Genomic DNA, 15,148 nt, shown 5'->3' on the forward strand with positions numbered 1-15,148 from the left:
CTCGGGCTTCATTCACCTCATCGCAGCGATGATATGGATGCAGTGAATGTCGATCCGTCCTAGGTGTCTGCTCCCATCTCTTCCATGGACGAAAACAGGGTGTCGGCGCGCCGCAGGGCCGTGCCGCAGGCGACCGCCATCTGCGGCAGGATCAGCCATTCCAGCGTCCAGGCCGCGCCGGAGCGCTCCTGCTCGTGCACCATCGCCTGCGCCATCCCGCCGAGCTGCGCGGCGTTGAAGCGCGCAAGCGTCACCAGCATTTCGGCGGTGACCGGGTTCTGCTTGTGCGGCATGGCCGAGGACGCGCCGCCGCCGGCGAGCACGATTTCGTCGCCGCGATCGGCCATCAGGGCGATGTCCTGCCCGATCTTGCCGAGGCTGCCCGTGATGGCGGCGAACAGGCCGGCAAGGTCCAGCATGCGGTCGCGCTGGCTGTGCCATTGCGGTGCGTCGGCAAGTCCGAGCGCGTCGGCGAGTGCCGCGCGCACGACAAGTCCCTTGTCGCCAAGTTTCTCCAGCGTGCCCGCCGCGCCGCCGAATTGCACGGCCAAGCCCTCCAAGGTGAAGATCTGAAGCCGTTCGGCAACACGCTCCAGCGGCAGGCGCCAGGATTGCAGGCGGTCGGCCACCGTGATGGGAATTGCCGCCTGCATGCGCGTGCGCGCCATCAGGGCACGCGTGCCTGAGGTCGCCGAGCGTGCGGCGAGCATGCCGATCAATCCATCCATCCGGTCTTCCAGCAGGGGGAGGACACGCAACAGGCGCAGCATCAGGCCGCAGTCGATGACATCCTGGCTGGTGGCCCCGAAATGCAGATGCCTTGCGTGCGGCTCGCCGACGGCGGCCCGCAGTTGCCGCACAAACTCGGGCACCACGACCCCGTCCCGCGCGGTTGCCGCGCGAAGCGCTGCGACATCCGGCGAGAAACGATGCGCGGCGCTTTCGATGGCTTGCACGGCCTCGGTCGGAACGATGCCCGCCGCAGCCTCGGCTTTCGCCAGCGCCACCTCGAAGGCGAGCATGGCTTCCAGTTCCGCCGCCGCGGAGAACAGCGACGACACCTCCTCGTCGCCGAGAAGGCCGGAGAGATAGGGATGATCGAAGGGCGAGACGGTCATGGAGCGCTCTTTCCGGATGGACGGTCGGTCTGGAAGGAATTCCCGGGCCCGGGCCGAGGATCCACGCCCCGTGCGGGCGATTTACTATAGGCCATCCCCGGCCAGGCCGCCTCAAATATCGAAGAACACCGTTTCCTTCTCGCCCTGCAGATGGATGTCGAAACGGTAGGCATCGCCGTCCACCGGCGCGATCAGCGTCGGCACGCGCACGCGGTGTTCGATGCGCGCCAGCACCGGATCCTCGGCATTGGCCGCCGCTTCGTCGCTGAAATACATTCGCGTGTTGAGGCCGAGATTGATGCCGCGGGCGACGATCCAGAAGCAGATATGTGGCGCCATCGGCCGGCCGTTGCGGAAAGGCACCCGGCCAGGCTTGATCGTCTCGAAGCGGTATTCGCCGGTTTCGCCATGGGTGGCGGAGCGCCCCCAGCCGGGAAAGTTCGGATCGGCGCTGCCGCGCAGTTCCGAAGGGCTGTTGTAGAGGCCGGCGGCGTCCGCCTGCCAGATCTCGACCAGGGCATCCTTCAGCGGCGTGCCGGTGCCGTCGAGCACGCGGCCGGTAATGGTGATGCGCCGGCCGAGCGTCTTCTCGTTCACCATCGTCGCGCCGAGGTCGCCGTCATAGACGCCGGCAATGCCGGCATGGTTGGGCGTCAGGCCGATATGGACATAGGGCCCCGCGGTCTGCGACGGGCTTTCCTTGAGATATCCGAGCGGCTGGACCATCAGTTGCCCTCCATCCGGTTCTCGAACAGCGTCGAGCGGCGGCCGCGCAGCACGATGTCGAACTTGTAGGCGCGCGCGTCCATGGGGATCGTGTTGCCCCAGTCGAGCGCCGCCACGAGCTGCTCCACCGCCGCTTTGTCCGGGATCGTCTGCACGATGGGACACTTCCAGATCATCGGGTCGCCTTCGAAATACATCTGCGTGATCAGCCGTTGGGCAAAGCCGTGGCCGAAGACGGAAAAATGGATATGCGCTGGCCGCCAGTCGTTGACGCCGTTCGGCCAGGGATAGGGGCCGGGCTTGACGGTGCGGAAGGCGTAGTGGCCGTCCGCATCGGTAATGGTGCGCCCGCAGCCGCCGAAATTGGGGTCGAGCGGGGCGAGATAGCTTTCCTTCTTGTGGCGATAGCGCCCGCCGGCATTGGCCTGCCAGAATTCCAGGAGCGCGCCGGGCAGCGGCCGCGCCCGCTCGTCAAGCACCCGTCCGTGCACGATGATGCGTTCGCCGATGGCGCTCTCGCCAGGACGGGCGAAATTGTGGATCAGGTCATTGTCGAGCTCGCCCAGCATGGAATGGCCGAAAACCGGGCCGGTGATCTCCGAGATCGTGCCGTCGAGCGAGAGCAAAGCCTTCTGCGGTGAGCGCAGCACGGACGTCTTGTAACCGGGGGTCAGGCCCGGCGGATGCCAGAGCCGGTCGCGCGAGAAGAAGGCGCCCGTCTCGGGCTTCTTGTTGGAAAGATCCGTCATATCTGCCTCAAGCCGCCGTTTCCGCATCCATGTCCGCAAAGACCTGCTTGGCGACCTTGATCGCCCGATTGGCGGCCGGCACGCCGGCATAGATCGCCACATGCAGCAGCGCCTCGGCGATGTCCTCGCGGCTCGCGCCGGTATTGGCGGTCGCCCGCACATGCATCGCCACTTCCTCGTCATGGCCGAGGGCGGCGAGCAGCGCGATCGTCACCATCGAGCGCTCGCGTTTCGTCCAGCCCGGCCGCGACCAGACCGTGCCCCAGGCGCCTTCGGTGATCAGCTCCTGGAACGGCTGGTCGAAGGTCGTGGCGGCAGCGGTGGCGCGCTCGACATGGGCCTCGCCCAGCACTGCGCGACGGGTCGCCATGCCCTGCCGGTAGCGTTCCGATGGTGTGGCGGCATCAGCCATGGGAGGCGTCTCCGGCAGGAAGGGTGTCGATGAAGGCACGGATCATCTCGCTCAGGATCTCCGGCTGCTCGACGCAGGGAATGTGCCCGGCGTCCTTGATGACCTCGTAGCGCGCACCGGCAATCAGCTTGGCCATGGAAAGCACGACATCGGGCGGCGTCGAGCCGTCCTGGTCGCCGACGACGCAAAGCGTCGGCACGGTGAGGTGGCGGGTGGATTCGGTCAGATCGGCATCGCGCAGCGCCGCACAGGTCGCGGCATAGCCGACCGCGGACTGGCGCGTCAGCATGTTGCGGTAGCCGTGATAGGCGGCGTTCTCCGGGCGGCGGAAGGCCGGGGTGAACCAGCGCGCCATGACCGCATCGACAAGGCTCTCGATACCCTTCGTCTCGATGCTCTCGATGCGGGCGTTCCACATGTCGGCCGTACCGATCTTGTGCGCGGTGTCGCACAGGACGAGGCCCTTCACGAGGTCCGGGCGCCTGGCGGCCAGTCCCTGTGCGATCATGCCGCCGACGGAGAGGCCGCAGATCACCGCGTCGCGGACGGCGAGCCGGTCGAGCAGGGCGGCAAGGTCCAGCACATGGTCGTCGATGGAATAGGGCACCTGGCCGAGATCGGACAGGCCATGGCCGCGCTTGTCGTAGGTGATGATGGGGAAATCGCCCGCAAGGCGCACCACCACGTCGCGCCAGATGCGGAAATCGGTGCCGAGCGAATTGGCGAAGACGATGACGGGCCGGCCGACGGGGCCGCCGATCAATTGGTGATGCAGGATGACGTCGTTGACGGTGGCGAATTGCACGGGGCGTTCCTCTTGTTCCTGCAGAATGGCCTGTTGATCTGGTTAGGTAAAATGATATTTTGCGCCATTTCATTAACTTGAGGGTTATGAAACCCATGATCGATAGCCGCATCAAGTTCCGCCATCTCCAGACCTTTGTCGAGGTGGCGCGTCAGAAGAGCGTCATGAAGGCGGCCGAGCTTCTCCATGTCAGCCAGCCCGCCGTGACCAAGACGATCCGTGAGCTGGAGGAGGTTCTGGGTGTCGCCGTCTTCGAACGCGACGGCCGCGGCATCAAGATCACCCGCAGCGGCGAGGTCTTCCTGAAGCATGCCGGTGCGGCGCTGACGGCGCTGCGCCAGGGCTTCGATTCCGTCTCGCAGGCGCTGTCGGGCGATGCGGTGCCGGTGCGCATCGGCGCGCTGCCCACCGCCTCCACGCGCATCATGCCGCAGGCGATGCGGCTGTTCCTGGCAGCCGGCACCGGCGCGCGCATAAAAATCGTCACCGGCGAGAATGCCGTGTTGCTCGAGCAGTTGCGCGTCGGCGACCTCGACCTCGTCGTCGGCCGCCTCGCCGCGCCGGAGAAGATGACCGGCTTCTCCTTCGAGCATCTCTATTCGGAGAGGGTGGTGTTCTGCGTGCGCGCCGGCCATCCGTTGCTGGCTGCCGGCGCGGCCTTTGCCGGGCTCGACGCCTATCCGGTGCTGATGCCGACACGCGGCTCGATCATCCGTCCCTTCGTCGAAAGCTTCCTCATCGCCAACGGCATTGCCGGCCTGCCGAACCAGATCGATACGGTTTCCGATGCCTTCGGCCGCGCCTTCGTGCGCGAGAGCGACGCGATCTGGATCATCTCCGAAGGCGTGGTGGCGGCCGATATCGCCGAGGGCAAGCTCGCCGCCTTGCCGATTGACACCGGCGGCACGAAAGGCCCCGTCGGTCTTACCATGCGCGCCGACGCGGTGCCGTCCATGCCGCTTGCCATCCTCATGCAGACGATCCGCGAGGTCGCCGGCAAGGTCGCGCCCGCGGCTTGAGCACCCGCCGCCCCTCCGCTACGAAGGCTCATGGCCAGCGACCTTGCTCTTTTCCGCGACGCGACCCTTGCCGCTCGCCCCGACCTTGCCGGCGCTGTCTTCCGGTCGCTGCCGGGCGGCTGGCATTCGCATGCCGTGGCGGTGGATGCGTGTTTTGTCTTCAAGTTCCCGCAGGGCGAGGAGGCGGAACGGGCGCTGCGCCGCGAGGCGACGATCCTGGCCGCCCTGCGCCCGCATGTGACGATGCGCGTGCCGGCCCTGTGCCTGCATGAGGGTACGCCGCTCTTTTCCGAACATGCGATCATTCCCGGCGCGCATCTGGAAACGGTCGGATACGAGGCCCTGCCGGAGGCGGCGCGGCAGGTGCTGGGTGATGAGCTTGCCCGCTTCTATGCCGATCTCCATGCACTGGACCGCACCGGGATGGCTGCCGCCGGGGCGCTGCCTGTCGAGCGCTGGCTGCCGGCGGAGACGATTGCGGACAAAGCCCTGTCGCTGCTGCCCGCGCATCTGCAGGCTTCGCCGAGGAAACCCTCGCCGGCTGGCGTGCCCTGCCGCCGGATCCCCATGGAGACACCTACGGCTTCTTCGACGGCCACGGCTGGAACATGGCTTTCGATCACGACGCGCAGCGGCTCAACGGCGTTTACGACTTCGCCGATTCCGGCTTCGGTCCGCTGCATCAGGATTTCATCTATTCCAACTTCATCAGTCCGGATCTTACCGCGCGCATCGTCGCCGGCTATGAACGGTTGACCGGCCGGATGCTCGACCGCGCCCGCATTCATCTCCTGACCGGCGTCCATCGCCTCTGGGAGCTTGCGGCCCTTGCCGACGCGCCGGAACACCATGCGACGATGATCGCCTCGGTCGCCGCCTGGGCGCGTCAGTAGGCGAGACCCACATAGTTTTCCGCCAGCACCGTTTCGGCGGCGCGGGAATGGGTGAGGTAGTCGAGTTCCGCTTCCTGGATCTTCTGGTCGAAATCGCCGGTATCGGGGAAACGGTGCAGCATGGTCGTCATCCACCAGGAGAAGCGCACGGCGTTCCAGACCCGGGCAAGCGCCCTGGCAGAATAGGCGTCGATGCCGGCACTCGATCGGTCCTGATAGTGTTCCAGAAGCCCGTGGAAGAGGTAGTGCACGTCGCTTGCGGCAAGGTTCAGACCCTTGGCGCCGGTCGGCGGCACGATATGGGCGGCGTCGCCGACAAGGAAGAGCCGGCCGAAACGCATCGGCTCGGCGACGAAGGAGCGCAACGGCGCGATGGATTTCTCGAAGCTCGGCCCCGTCACCATCGCCTCGGCATGGTGGACGGGCAGGCGACGGCGCAGTTCGTCCCAGAAGCGCGCGTCGCTCCAGTCCTCGATCTTCTCGTCCAGCGCGCACTGGATGTAGTAGCGGCTGCGGGTGTGCGAGCGCATCGAGCAGAGCGCAAAGCCGCGGGGATGATTGGCATAGATGAGCTCGTCGCTGACCGGCGGCACGTCTGCGAGAATGCCGAGCCAGCCGAAGGGATAGATCTTCTCGAAGGTGCGGATCGCGCCTTCGGGCACCGCCTTGCGGCTCGCCCCGTGAAATCCGTCGCAGCCTGCGATGAAGTCGCAGTCGATACGGTGGGCCACGCCGTCCGTCTCGTAGGTCACATAGGGTGTCTCGCCGTCGAAGGCGTGGGGCGTCACGTTGCTGGCCTCGTAGATCGTTAGCCGGCTGTCTTTTTCGCGCTGTTCGATCAGGTCGCGGGTCAGTTCTGTCTGGCCGTAGACGAGCACACGCTTGCCGCCGGTCAGGTCGAAGAGATCGATGCGGTGGTCGCGCCCGTCATAGGCGAGCGAGAAGCCGTCGTGCGGCAGGCCTTCGGCCCGCATGCGCGCGCCGACGCCGGCCGCGTCCATCAGCCGGGCCGTGCCTTCTTCCAGCACGCCGGCCCGCACGCGGCCGAGGATATGCGCGCGGCTCGACCGGTCGAGAATGGCCGTCTCGATGCCCGCATTGCCGAGCAACTGCCCGAGCAGCAGGCCGGACGGACCTGAACCGATGATGACGACCTGAACGCGCATGTTTCCCTCCCGAACTGGCATTTCGCAAAGTTTCGGCGAGAAGACCGGCGCCGGGCAATGGACGGATCGATCCTCGGCTTGTACAAATCGAACATCGCGAACCGGAAGCACGAGGCCGATGAAACCCGTTCCGACCTATGAGCTCTATGGCGAACGGGCGGGAAATGCGCCGGATTTCTGGTTGCATTGCGAAACGATCCCGTCGCGCAGCAGCCTGCATCGCTACGAGATCGGCCTGCACCGGCACGAAAGCTTTTTCCAGATCCTGTACATTTCCGCCGGATCGGGCGATGCGCTGTTCGGCGCGGAGAGGCGGATGTTGGTTCCCGGCGCCCTCGTCACGGTGCCGCCGGCCCTCGGCCACGGGTTTCGCTTCTCGCGCGATATCGACGGCTATGTCTTCACCATGCTCGCCTCGCATCTGAGGCTTTCCGGCACGGCGGCGCGCTTTGCCGCGGCGCCGCGGGTGACGCCGCTCGATCCGCGCGATCCCGACGGTGCCTTCGTTCTGTCGACCCTGACGCGGCTTGCCGCCGAATGGAGGGGGCGCCAGGGCGGACGCACCGATCTGATGGAGGCCTATCTGACGACGGTGCTGGCGCTGGCGGCGCGGCTCTGGAGCCGCTCGGAACCGGACGAAGGCGCGGATGCGGCGGCGCGGCGCATGGAGCATTTGAACGGCCTCGTCCAGCAGCATTTCCGCGACCAGAAGCCGGCGAACTTCTATGCGCAGGAACTCGGCGTCTCGCCCACCCACCTCAACCGCATCGTCAAGGCGGCGACCGGGCTGACGGCGCATGCCTATATCGCCCGCAAGCGGATCGACGAGGCCAGACGCGATCTCGTCTTCACCGACATCCCGGCGCAGGAGATCGCGCTGCGCCTCGGTTTTGCCGATCCGGCCTATTTCTCCCGCGCGTTCCTGCGCGAGACCGGTCAGACGCCGCGCGCCTTCCGGCTCGCCGAGCGGGGGCGGCTGGCGGCTCAGTCGTCGGAATAACGTTCTTCCGCCCAGGGGTCGCCGCGCATGTGATAGCCGTTGCGCTCCCAGAAGCCCGCCTGGTCGCCGGGCAGGAAATCGATGCGCGTCAGCCACTTGGCGCTTTTCCAGAAATAGAGATGCGGCACGACGAGCCGCATCGGCCCACCATGGGCGACCGACAGCGGCTGGCCCTCCCAGTGGGTGGCGAGAATGGCGTCTTCGGCGGCGAAGTCGGCCAGCGGCAGGTTGGTCGTATAGCCGTCATAGCTCGTCAGCATGACGAAAGCGGCCTCGGCGCGCGGCATCACGACTTCGAGAAGATCGCGGGTCGTAACGCCCTCCCAGCGGTTGTCGTAGCGCGACCAGGTGGTCACGCAATGGATGTCGGAGCGTTTCTGGCTCTGTGGCAAGGCGAGGAAATCCGCCCAGCCGAAGGAGGAGGGGTTTTCCGCCCCGCCCTTCACGTCCAGCCGCCAGGTTTCCGGGCGGATCACCGGTTGCTGGCCGAGATCGAGCACCGGCCAGTCCTTCACGAGATGCTGGCCGGGCGGCAGGCGATCGGTTTCCGGCCGGGTGATGCGGCCCGTCAGGAACTTCCCCTCGTCCGCCCAGCGGCGCTTGGTGCGGGTGAGCTTGTTTTCGTCCTCGCGCATGGCGGCCTCCTGTTGCAACGCAAAAGGTGGGGGCGCGGCTTGCGGATTGTCAAGGATCGATCAGCTCAGCACCGGCCTCAGCGCCGCCTGCACGTCGCGCATGGCCGGCAGATAGCGCGCCACCATCTCCTCGGCCTCCGCATGGGCGGCGGGCGCACCGATATTGAGTGCTGCGACGATCCGCCCCCGGGCGTTCTCCAGCGGCACGGCGATGGAGCGCAGGCCGAGTTCCAGTTCCTGGTCGATCAGCGCGTAGCCCTGCCCGCGGACACGGGAAAGCTCCGCCAGCAGCGCATCGGGCTCGGTCTTGGTGAAGGGCGTGTTTGCCTGAAGGTCGGAGGCCTCGAGGATGGCGCGCGCCTCGGCGTCCGGCAGGGCCGCCAGCAGCACGCGTCCCATCGAGGCGCAATAGGCGGGCAGGCGGGAACCCGGCGTCAGGCTGATCGACATCACCCGCTTCTGCGCCGCGCGGGCGACATAGACGATCTCGGTGCCGTCGAGCACGGAGACCGAAGCGCTCTGCCCCACCGCCTCCGACAGCCGGTCGAGATGGGGCTGCACCAGCCCCGGCAGCGGCGTTGCCGAGAGATAGGCATGACCGAGCCGGAGGATCTTCGGCGTCAGCGCGAAGAACTTGCCGTCATAGGTGGCATAGCCGAGTTCGGCGAGCGTCAGCAGGCAGCGCCGTGCCGTCGCCCGGTCGAGGCCGGTCTCCCTGGCGACATCGGTGATGGTGAGCCGCGGATTCGTCTCGCCGAAGGCCTCGATGACCCGGAGGCCCTTGGCGAAGCCGCCGATGAAGTCCGTTTCTCGCATCTTCCGCCCTTTCCGATCGCGACCTTTCCTCCGTCATGCTCGGGCTTGACCCGAGCATCCGCACTTTGTGGGTGCCGCTTGGGTCAAGGCCAAGGATGACGGTGAGAGGATGCGAGGTCGCGTTCAAATCCATCCCGCTTCTCTCTCTCATTTTGTGCGTATATTGAACAAATGTCAAATAACGCACAAAATGGATTGCCGCTTTTCCCCTTCGGATTTACCTCTCTTGCCGACATCGGGAGATTGGCATGGACAAGAGCATCTCAAGTCTGGCGGAGGCCGTGTCCGGCATCGGCGATGGCGCGACGGTGATGATCGGCGGTTTCGGCGGCTCCGGCGCGCCGATCGAGCTGATCCACGCGCTCATCGACACGGGGGTAAGGGACCTTACCGTCATCAACAACAATGCCGGCAATGGCCGTATCGGCATCGCCGCGATGATCGACGCCGGCATGGTGCGCAAGATGATCTGCTCCTTCCCGCGCTCCTCCGATCCGCGCGCCTTCACGGAAAAATACCTGGCCGGCGAAATCGAACTGGAACTGGTGCCGCAGGGCACGCTCGCCGAGCGCATCCGCGCCGGCGGCGCCGGCATTCCCGCCTTCTACACCCCGACGGGTTTCGGCACGGAGCTGGCGGAGGGCAAACCGGTCGCCGAATTCGAAGGCCGCATGTATGTGCAGGAACGCTGGCTGAAGGCCGATGTCGCCCTCATCAAGGCCAGGACGGGCGATACGCATGGCAACCTCACCTACAACAAGGCCGCCCGCAATTTCAGCCCGTTGATGTGCATGGCGGCGGCGCGGACCATCGTGCAGGTCAGCCGTCTGGTGCCGCCCGGCGGCATCGATCCCGAACAGGTGGTCACGCCCGGCATCTTCGTCGACGGTCTCGTCGAGGTCGCCGCCCCCAGGCAGGAAGAAGACCTCATCCGCGCAGGAGTGGCCTACGCATGAGCCCCGCAGCAAACCCGATCGATACACGCGAAGACATCAAGCTCTCCAATGCCCAGATCGCCTGGCGTGCCGCGCAGGACATCGCCGACGGCGCCTATGTGAACCTCGGCATCGGCTTTCCCGAAATGGTCGCCCGCTACCAGCCGGAGGGACGCGCGGCGATCTTCCACACGGAAAACGGCATTCTCGATTTCGGCGAAGCCCCGCCGGCGGGCGAGGAGGACTGGGACCTGATCAATGCCGGCAAGAAGGCGGTGACGCTGAAGCCGGGCTCGGCCTTCTTCCACCATGCCGACAGCTTCGCCATGGTGCGCGGCGGGCATCTCGACGTCGCCATCCTCGGCGCCTACCAGGTGGCGCAGAACGGCGACCTTGCCAACTGGCGCGTCGGCGCCAAGGGCGTACCGGCCGTCGGCGGTGCGATGGATCTCGTGCATGGCGCAAAGCAGGTCGTCGTCATCACCGAACACGTCACCAGGAACGGCGAGCCCAAGCTGGTCGAACGCTGCACCTTCCCGCTCACCGGCGTCGGCTGCATCACCCGCATCTATACCAGCCACGCCGTCGTCGACGTCTCGGGCGGCCGCTTCGTGCTGCGCGAGAAACTGGCCGGTATGACGATTGATGAGGTGCAGGCCATGACCGGCGCGAAACTCCACATCGATGGCCCCGTTGCCGACCTCGTCGTGCCGGAACTCTAGAGTTTGTCAGGGAAAAGTGGGAACCGATTTTCCCGAAAAGACAAACGAAAACAAAAAAATTTAGAGCATGTCCGGTCATGCTCTTAGGGGATCGTCATGTCCGACGCCTATATCTGCGACTATATCCGCACGCCCATCGGTCGCTTCGGCGGGGTGCTTTCCTCCGTCCGGGCCGACGATCTCGGCGCCATTCCGCTGAAGGCGCTGATCGCGCGCAATGCCGGCATCGACTGGGACGCGGTGGACGACGTCATCTTCGGCTGCGCCAATCAAGCGGGCGAGGACAACCGCAATGTCGCGCGCATGTCCCTGCTGCTCGCCGGCCTTCCCGTCGGCGTTTCCGGCACGACGATCAACCGCCTCTGCGGCTCCGGCATGGATGCCGTCATCGCCGCCGCCAGAGCCGTCAAGGCCGGCGAGGCGGAACTGATCGTCGCCGGCGGCGTGGAAAGCATGAGCCGCGCGCCCTTCGTCCTGCCCAAGGCCGAGACGGCCTTTTCGCGCAGCGCGGAAATCCACGACACGACCATCGGCTGGCGCTTCATCAATCCGGTGATGAAGAAGCAGTACGGCGTCGATTCCATGCCGGAGACCGGCGAGAACGTCGCGGAAGATTTTTCCATCTCGCGTGAGGATCAGGACGCCTTCGCCCTCCGCTCGCAGGAAAAGGCGGCGGCGGCGCAGGCGAATGGCCGGCTGGCCAGGGAGATCACGCCCGTTACCATCCCGCAGCGCAAGGGTGATCCGGCCCTCGTGGAGAAGGACGAGCATCCGCGCGCAACGACGCTGGAGGCGCTCGCCAGGCTGCCGACGCCCTTCCGCAAGGAAGGCGGCACGGTGACGGCGGGCAATGCCTCTGGTGTCGATGACGGTGCGGCGGCGCTGATCGTCGCCTCGCAGGCGGCCGTGAAGAAATACGGCCTCACCCCCATCGCCCGCATCCTCGGCGGTGCCATGGCCGGCGTTCCGCCGCGCATCATGGGCATCGGTCCCGTCTATGCCACGCAGCGTCTGTGCGCCCGCCTCGGCCTGACGCCGGCCGATTTCGACGTCATCGAACTCAACGAGGCCTTCGCCTCGCAGGGCCTTGCCACGCTGCGCGAACTCGGCCTCGCCGACGATGCACGCCAGGTCAATCCCAATGGCGGCGCCATTGCGCTTGGCCATCCGCTCGGCATGTCGGGCGCCCGCATCACCGGCACGGCGGCGCTGGAACTGCACGTGACCGGCGGCAGGCGCGCGCTCTCGACCATGTGCATCGGCGTCGGCCAGGGCATCGCGGTGGCGCTGGAGCGGGTTTGAGGCGTCTCGTCCGGCGGGGCGACGGCCGGTGAGGGCAACCCTCCCAGGCGCATTGACACGCCGCCCCCGCTCCTGCACCCATGCGAACCGTTAGTTTCGTTTCGATGACGGCCCGCCATGTCCAAAACCACCCGCGCCACCCAGGCCCTCGCCAAGGCCGGCGTCTCCTTTACCGTCCACACCTATGATTACGACCCCAATGCCGACCGCGTCGGCATCCAGGCTGCCGAGGCGCTGGGGGAGGATCCGGCGCGCGTCCTGAAGACGCTGATGGCGGAAGTGGACGGCAAGCCGGTCTGCGTCATCGTGCCCTCGGATCGCGAGGTCAGCATGAAGAAGCTGGCGAGCGCCTTCAAAGGCAAGTCGGCCAACATGATGAAGCCGGCCGATGCCGAGCGACTGACCGGCTATGTCGTCGGCGGCATCAGCCCTTTCGGCCAGAAGAAGCAGGTGCCGACCGCCATCGAGGAAGCGGCACTGGCGCATGACGCCGTCTACATGAACGGCGGCCAGCGCGGTCTTCAGGTGCGGCTTTCCCCGCGCGACGTGGTGGCGGCGCTCAAGGCGATCGCCGCATCCGTCATCGCCTGACCTTCTCATTCGCCGCCCGGCGCACTAAGTTCCCGTCATCGATTTCAGAAAGCAGGCTGTTATGACCAATCCTTCCGTCGATCCGCAAAAGCTCGAAAAACTTGCCGAAGTCGCCGTGCGCGTCGGCCTCCAGCTCCAGAAGGGGCAGGACCTCGTGATGACCGCGCCCATTGCCGCGCTGCCGCTCGTCCGCCTCATCACCAAACACGCCTATATCGCCGGCGCCGGTCTCGTCAGCACCTTCTATGCCGACGAGGAGGCGACGCTCGCCCGCTACCGCCACGCGCCGGACGAAAGCTTCGACCGCGCGACGGACTGGCTCTACGAGGGCATGGCCAAGGCCTATGCCAATGGCGCCGCGCGCCTTGCCATCGCCGGCGACAATCCGATGTTGCTCTCGGGGGAAGACCCTGCCAAGGTCGCGCGCGCCAACAAGGCCAACTCCATGGCCTACAAGCCGGCGCTGGAGAAGATCGCCAATTTCGACATCAACTGGAACATCGTCTCCTATCCCAATCCGTCCTGGGCAAAGCAGGTCTTCCCGAACGATTCGGAAGCCGTGGCGGTCGAAAAACTCGCCAATGCCATCTTCGCCGCCTCCCGCGTCGATGTCGCCGATCCCGTCGCGGCCTGGGTGATGCACAATGCCAATCTTGCCAAGCGCTCTGCCTGGCTGAACGGCCAGCGCTTCTCGGCGCTCCATTTCAAGGGACCGGGCACGGACCTCACGGTCGGCCTTGCCGATGGCCACGAATGGCACGGCGGCGCCTCCACGGCCAAGAACGGCATCACCTGCAACCCGAACATCCCGACGGAAGAGGTCTTCACGACGCCGCATGCCCTGCGCGTCGAGGGCCATGTCTCCTCCACAAAGCCGCTCTCCCACCAGGGCACGCTGATCGACGATATCCAGGTTCGCTTCGAGGGCGGCCGCATCGTCGAGGCCAGGGCCTCGAAGGGCGAGGCCGTGTTGAACAAGGTGCTGGATACGGACGAGGGCGCACGCCGGCTCGGCGAAGTGGCGCTGGTGCCGCATTCCTCGCCGATCTCGGCCAGCGGCATCCTCTTCTACAACACGCTGTTCGACGAGAATGCCTCCTGCCACATCGCGCTCGGCCAGTGCTATTCCAAGTGCTTCCTCGACGGTGCGAGCCTTTCGCCGGAACAGATCCGCGCGCAGGGCGGCAATGAAAGCCTCATTCACATTGACTGGATGATCGGCTCCGACAAGGTGGATATCGACGGCGTGCGCGCCGATGGCAGCCGCACGCCGGTCATGCGCGCGGGGGAATGGGCATAACCCGTTCCTGAAGACAAGCATGAAGGCCGGCATCCTGGATGCCGGCCCTTTTTCAATGGGCCGGCTGGGGCCGGGCGTCGGCCGAGGCGTCAGGCGCGGCCTGCGCCCGCTGGCTCAGCCAGACGCTGCCCAGCACCACCGCCATGCCGGCGATCTGCAGCGGGCTGAGGTCCTGCCCCAGGAGGGCCCAGCCGAGCACGACGGCGACGAGGGGGCTGAGGAAACCGAGCGGCGCGATCGCCGCCGGGCCGAGCCGCGCAAGGCCGCGGAACCAGACGATATAGGTCAGGGCCGCGCCGATGAGGCCGAGATAGACGAAGCCGAGAAGGTTGTTCGCCGTCGGCATCGGCAGTGACGGCTCGAGGAACAGGGCGACGGGCACCAGCAGCAGGCCGCCGGCTGTGAGCTGCCAGGCGGTGAAGGTCAGCGGCGGCACCGGCGGTTGCCAATGGCGCGACAGCACCGTGCCGAAGGCCATGGAAACCGCGCCGGCAAGGCCCGCAGCGATGCCGATGGGGTCGAGGCTCGCGGCGGGCGTCAGCACTAGCAGCGCGACGCCGCCGATGCCGGCAAGGCCGGCGAGAACCGAGAGCGGCCGGATCGCGGTGCCCATCACCGCGCGCGACAGGCCGAGCACGATGAGCGGCTGGATGGCGCCCACCGTCGCCGCCACCCCTCCGGGCAGGCGATAGGCCGAGACGAAGAGCATTGCCCAGAAGAACGAGAAGTTCAGCGCGCCGAGCAGCAGCGTGCGGTGCCACCAGATGCCCTTGGGCAGTTCCCGCACGAAAAGCAGAAGGAGAAGCCCGGCGGGCAGCGCGCGGAGCATGGCGACGGTCAGCGGATAGCCGGCCGGCAGCAATTGCGTGGTCACGATATAGGTGCTGCCCCAGATGGCGGGCGCGGTCGCGGTGAGAAGGATATCGGCGGAGCGGGACATGGATTATCTCCAATCAAAG

General features: G+C 66.4%; 16 protein-coding genes and 1 pseudogene. 8 read left to right on the forward strand and 9 right to left on the reverse strand.

Going from position 1 to position 15,148, the window contains the following annotated elements:
- Positions 1 to 59: 59 nt before the first annotated feature.
- The 5 genes from V8U06_RS22940 to pcaD all read right to left on the reverse strand — a co-directional run bounded on the left by V8U06_RS22940 (position 60) and on the right by pcaD (position 3,810).
- Complete coding sequence (locus tag V8U06_RS22940; protein WP_427142658.1) at positions 60 to 1,118, reverse strand: 3-carboxy-cis,cis-muconate cycloisomerase; 1,059 nt, start codon at positions 1,116 to 1,118, stop codon at positions 60 to 62.
- Between the two features lie 111 nt (positions 1,119 to 1,229).
- Positions 1,230 to 1,844: a protocatechuate 3,4-dioxygenase subunit alpha gene (pcaG, locus tag V8U06_RS22945; protein WP_427142659.1), complete on the reverse strand. Its 615-nt coding sequence runs from the start codon at positions 1,842 to 1,844 to the stop codon at positions 1,230 to 1,232.
- Positions 1,844 to 2,593 carry a protocatechuate 3,4-dioxygenase subunit beta gene (pcaH, locus tag V8U06_RS22950; RefSeq protein WP_427142660.1) on the reverse strand — a complete coding sequence of 250 codons (750 nt, stop codon included), beginning with the start codon at positions 2,591 to 2,593 and terminating at the stop codon, positions 1,844 to 1,846. Before pcaH ends, pcaG begins: the two co-directional genes overlap by 1 nt.
- Positions 2,594 to 2,600: 7 nt before the next feature.
- A complete protein-coding gene (gene pcaC / locus V8U06_RS22955; RefSeq protein WP_427142661.1) occupies positions 2,601 to 3,005 on the reverse strand; it encodes a 4-carboxymuconolactone decarboxylase in 405 nt (134 codons plus the stop codon).
- Positions 2,998 to 3,810, reverse strand: a complete 813-nt coding sequence (gene pcaD, locus V8U06_RS22960) for a 3-oxoadipate enol-lactonase (RefSeq protein ID WP_427142662.1) — start codon at positions 3,808 to 3,810, stop codon at positions 2,998 to 3,000. Before pcaD ends, pcaC begins: the two co-directional genes overlap by 8 nt.
- 95 nt (positions 3,811 to 3,905) lie before the next feature.
- Here pcaD and pcaQ point away from each other — a divergent pair, with 95 nt between their 5' ends.
- Both pcaQ and V8U06_RS22970 read left to right on the forward strand, forming a co-directional pair.
- Entirely contained in the window at positions 3,906 to 4,829 is a 924-nt protein-coding gene (pcaQ, locus tag V8U06_RS22965) for a pca operon transcription factor PcaQ (protein ID WP_427142663.1), read from the forward strand.
- 30 nt (positions 4,830 to 4,859) lie between these two features.
- Positions 4,860 to 5,722 (forward strand): annotated as a pseudogene (locus V8U06_RS22970) (phosphotransferase family protein).
- Here the strand turns inward: V8U06_RS22970 and pobA are convergent.
- Complete coding sequence (gene pobA, locus V8U06_RS22975; protein ID WP_427142664.1) at positions 5,716 to 6,888, reverse strand: 4-hydroxybenzoate 3-monooxygenase; 1,173 nt, start codon at positions 6,886 to 6,888, stop codon at positions 5,716 to 5,718. The pseudogene V8U06_RS22970 and the gene pobA overlap by 7 nt on opposite strands.
- Before the next feature lie 118 nt (positions 6,889 to 7,006).
- On the opposite strand from pobA, the gene V8U06_RS22980 reads away from it, so the two are divergent.
- On the forward strand, positions 7,007 to 7,888 hold the full coding sequence (locus V8U06_RS22980; RefSeq protein WP_427142665.1) for a helix-turn-helix domain-containing protein: 882 nt from the start codon (positions 7,007 to 7,009) through the stop codon (positions 7,886 to 7,888).
- Here V8U06_RS22980 and V8U06_RS22985 read toward each other — a convergent pair.
- On the reverse strand, positions 7,873 to 8,523 hold the full coding sequence (locus V8U06_RS22985) for a sulfite oxidase-like oxidoreductase (RefSeq protein WP_427142666.1): 651 nt from the start codon (positions 8,521 to 8,523) through the stop codon (positions 7,873 to 7,875). The two genes, V8U06_RS22980 and V8U06_RS22985, sit on opposite strands and share 16 nt — an antisense overlap.
- 60 nt (positions 8,524 to 8,583) lie before the next feature.
- On the reverse strand, positions 8,584 to 9,339 hold the full coding sequence (locus tag V8U06_RS22990) for an IclR family transcriptional regulator (protein ID WP_427142667.1): 756 nt from the start codon (positions 9,337 to 9,339) through the stop codon (positions 8,584 to 8,586).
- Positions 9,340 to 9,587: 248 nt separating this feature from the next.
- On the opposite strand from V8U06_RS22990, the gene V8U06_RS22995 reads away from it, so the two are divergent.
- The 5 genes from V8U06_RS22995 (at position 9,588) to V8U06_RS23015 (ending at position 14,189) form a co-directional block, all read left to right on the forward strand.
- Positions 9,588 to 10,295: a 3-oxoacid CoA-transferase subunit A gene (locus V8U06_RS22995; protein WP_427142668.1), complete on the forward strand. Its 708-nt coding sequence runs from the start codon at positions 9,588 to 9,590 to the stop codon at positions 10,293 to 10,295.
- On the forward strand, positions 10,292 to 10,996 hold the full coding sequence (locus tag V8U06_RS23000) for a CoA transferase subunit B (RefSeq protein WP_427142669.1): 705 nt from the start codon (positions 10,292 to 10,294) through the stop codon (positions 10,994 to 10,996). Before V8U06_RS22995 ends, V8U06_RS23000 begins: the two co-directional genes overlap by 4 nt.
- Positions 10,997 to 11,092: 96 nt before the next feature.
- On the forward strand, positions 11,093 to 12,298 hold the full coding sequence (gene pcaF, locus V8U06_RS23005) for a 3-oxoadipyl-CoA thiolase (protein ID WP_427142670.1): 1,206 nt from the start codon (positions 11,093 to 11,095) through the stop codon (positions 12,296 to 12,298).
- 117 nt (positions 12,299 to 12,415) lie between these two features.
- Complete coding sequence (ybaK, locus tag V8U06_RS23010; protein ID WP_427142671.1) at positions 12,416 to 12,889, forward strand: Cys-tRNA(Pro) deacylase; 474 nt, start codon at positions 12,416 to 12,418, stop codon at positions 12,887 to 12,889.
- A gap of 61 nt (positions 12,890 to 12,950) precedes the next feature.
- On the forward strand, positions 12,951 to 14,189 hold the full coding sequence (locus V8U06_RS23015) for an aminopeptidase (protein WP_427142672.1): 1,239 nt from the start codon (positions 12,951 to 12,953) through the stop codon (positions 14,187 to 14,189).
- A 52-nt stretch (positions 14,190 to 14,241) separates the two neighbouring features.
- Here the strand turns inward: V8U06_RS23015 and V8U06_RS23020 are convergent, their stop codons facing one another.
- Entirely contained in the window at positions 14,242 to 15,129 is an 888-nt protein-coding gene (locus tag V8U06_RS23020) for an EamA family transporter (protein ID WP_427142673.1), read from the reverse strand.
- Positions 15,130 to 15,148: the final 19 nt, after the last annotated feature.

Source organism: Shinella sp. G-2 (genome assembly GCF_050172695.1).
Lineage (GTDB): Bacteria > Pseudomonadota > Alphaproteobacteria > Rhizobiales > Rhizobiaceae > Shinella.

What these genes read in the sequence shown, in the direction of transcription:
- V8U06_RS22940 (WP_427142658.1), bottom strand. Translation starts at nt 1,118, where the DNA reads ATGACCGTCTCGCCCTTCGATCATCCCTATCTCTCCGGCCTTCTCGGC.
- pcaG (WP_427142659.1), bottom strand. Translation starts at nt 1,844, where the DNA reads ATGGTCCAGCCGCTCGGATATCTCAAGGAAAGCCCGTCGCAGACCGCG.
- pcaH (WP_427142660.1), bottom strand. Translation starts at nt 2,593, where the DNA reads ATGACGGATCTTTCCAACAAGAAGCCCGAGACGGGCGCCTTCTTCTCG.
- pcaC (WP_427142661.1), bottom strand. Translation starts at nt 3,005, where the DNA reads ATGGCTGATGCCGCCACACCATCGGAACGCTACCGGCAGGGCATGGCG.
- pcaQ (WP_427142663.1), top strand. Translation starts at nt 3,906, where the DNA reads ATGATCGATAGCCGCATCAAGTTCCGCCATCTCCAGACCTTTGTCGAG.
- pobA (WP_427142664.1), bottom strand. Translation starts at nt 6,888, where the DNA reads ATGCGCGTTCAGGTCGTCATCATCGGTTCAGGTCCGTCCGGCCTGCTG.
- V8U06_RS22980 (WP_427142665.1), top strand. Translation starts at nt 7,007, where the DNA reads ATGAAACCCGTTCCGACCTATGAGCTCTATGGCGAACGGGCGGGAAAT.
- V8U06_RS22985 (WP_427142666.1), bottom strand. Translation starts at nt 8,523, where the DNA reads ATGCGCGAGGACGAAAACAAGCTCACCCGCACCAAGCGCCGCTGGGCG.
- V8U06_RS22990 (WP_427142667.1), bottom strand. Translation starts at nt 9,339, where the DNA reads ATGCGAGAAACGGACTTCATCGGCGGCTTCGCCAAGGGCCTCCGGGTC.
- V8U06_RS22995 (WP_427142668.1), top strand. Translation starts at nt 9,588, where the DNA reads ATGGACAAGAGCATCTCAAGTCTGGCGGAGGCCGTGTCCGGCATCGGC.
- V8U06_RS23000 (WP_427142669.1), top strand. Translation starts at nt 10,292, where the DNA reads ATGAGCCCCGCAGCAAACCCGATCGATACACGCGAAGACATCAAGCTC.
- pcaF (WP_427142670.1), top strand. Translation starts at nt 11,093, where the DNA reads ATGTCCGACGCCTATATCTGCGACTATATCCGCACGCCCATCGGTCGC.
- ybaK (WP_427142671.1), top strand. Translation starts at nt 12,416, where the DNA reads ATGTCCAAAACCACCCGCGCCACCCAGGCCCTCGCCAAGGCCGGCGTC.
- V8U06_RS23015 (WP_427142672.1), top strand. Translation starts at nt 12,951, where the DNA reads ATGACCAATCCTTCCGTCGATCCGCAAAAGCTCGAAAAACTTGCCGAA.
- V8U06_RS23020 (WP_427142673.1), bottom strand. Translation starts at nt 15,129, where the DNA reads ATGTCCCGCTCCGCCGATATCCTTCTCACCGCGACCGCGCCCGCCATC.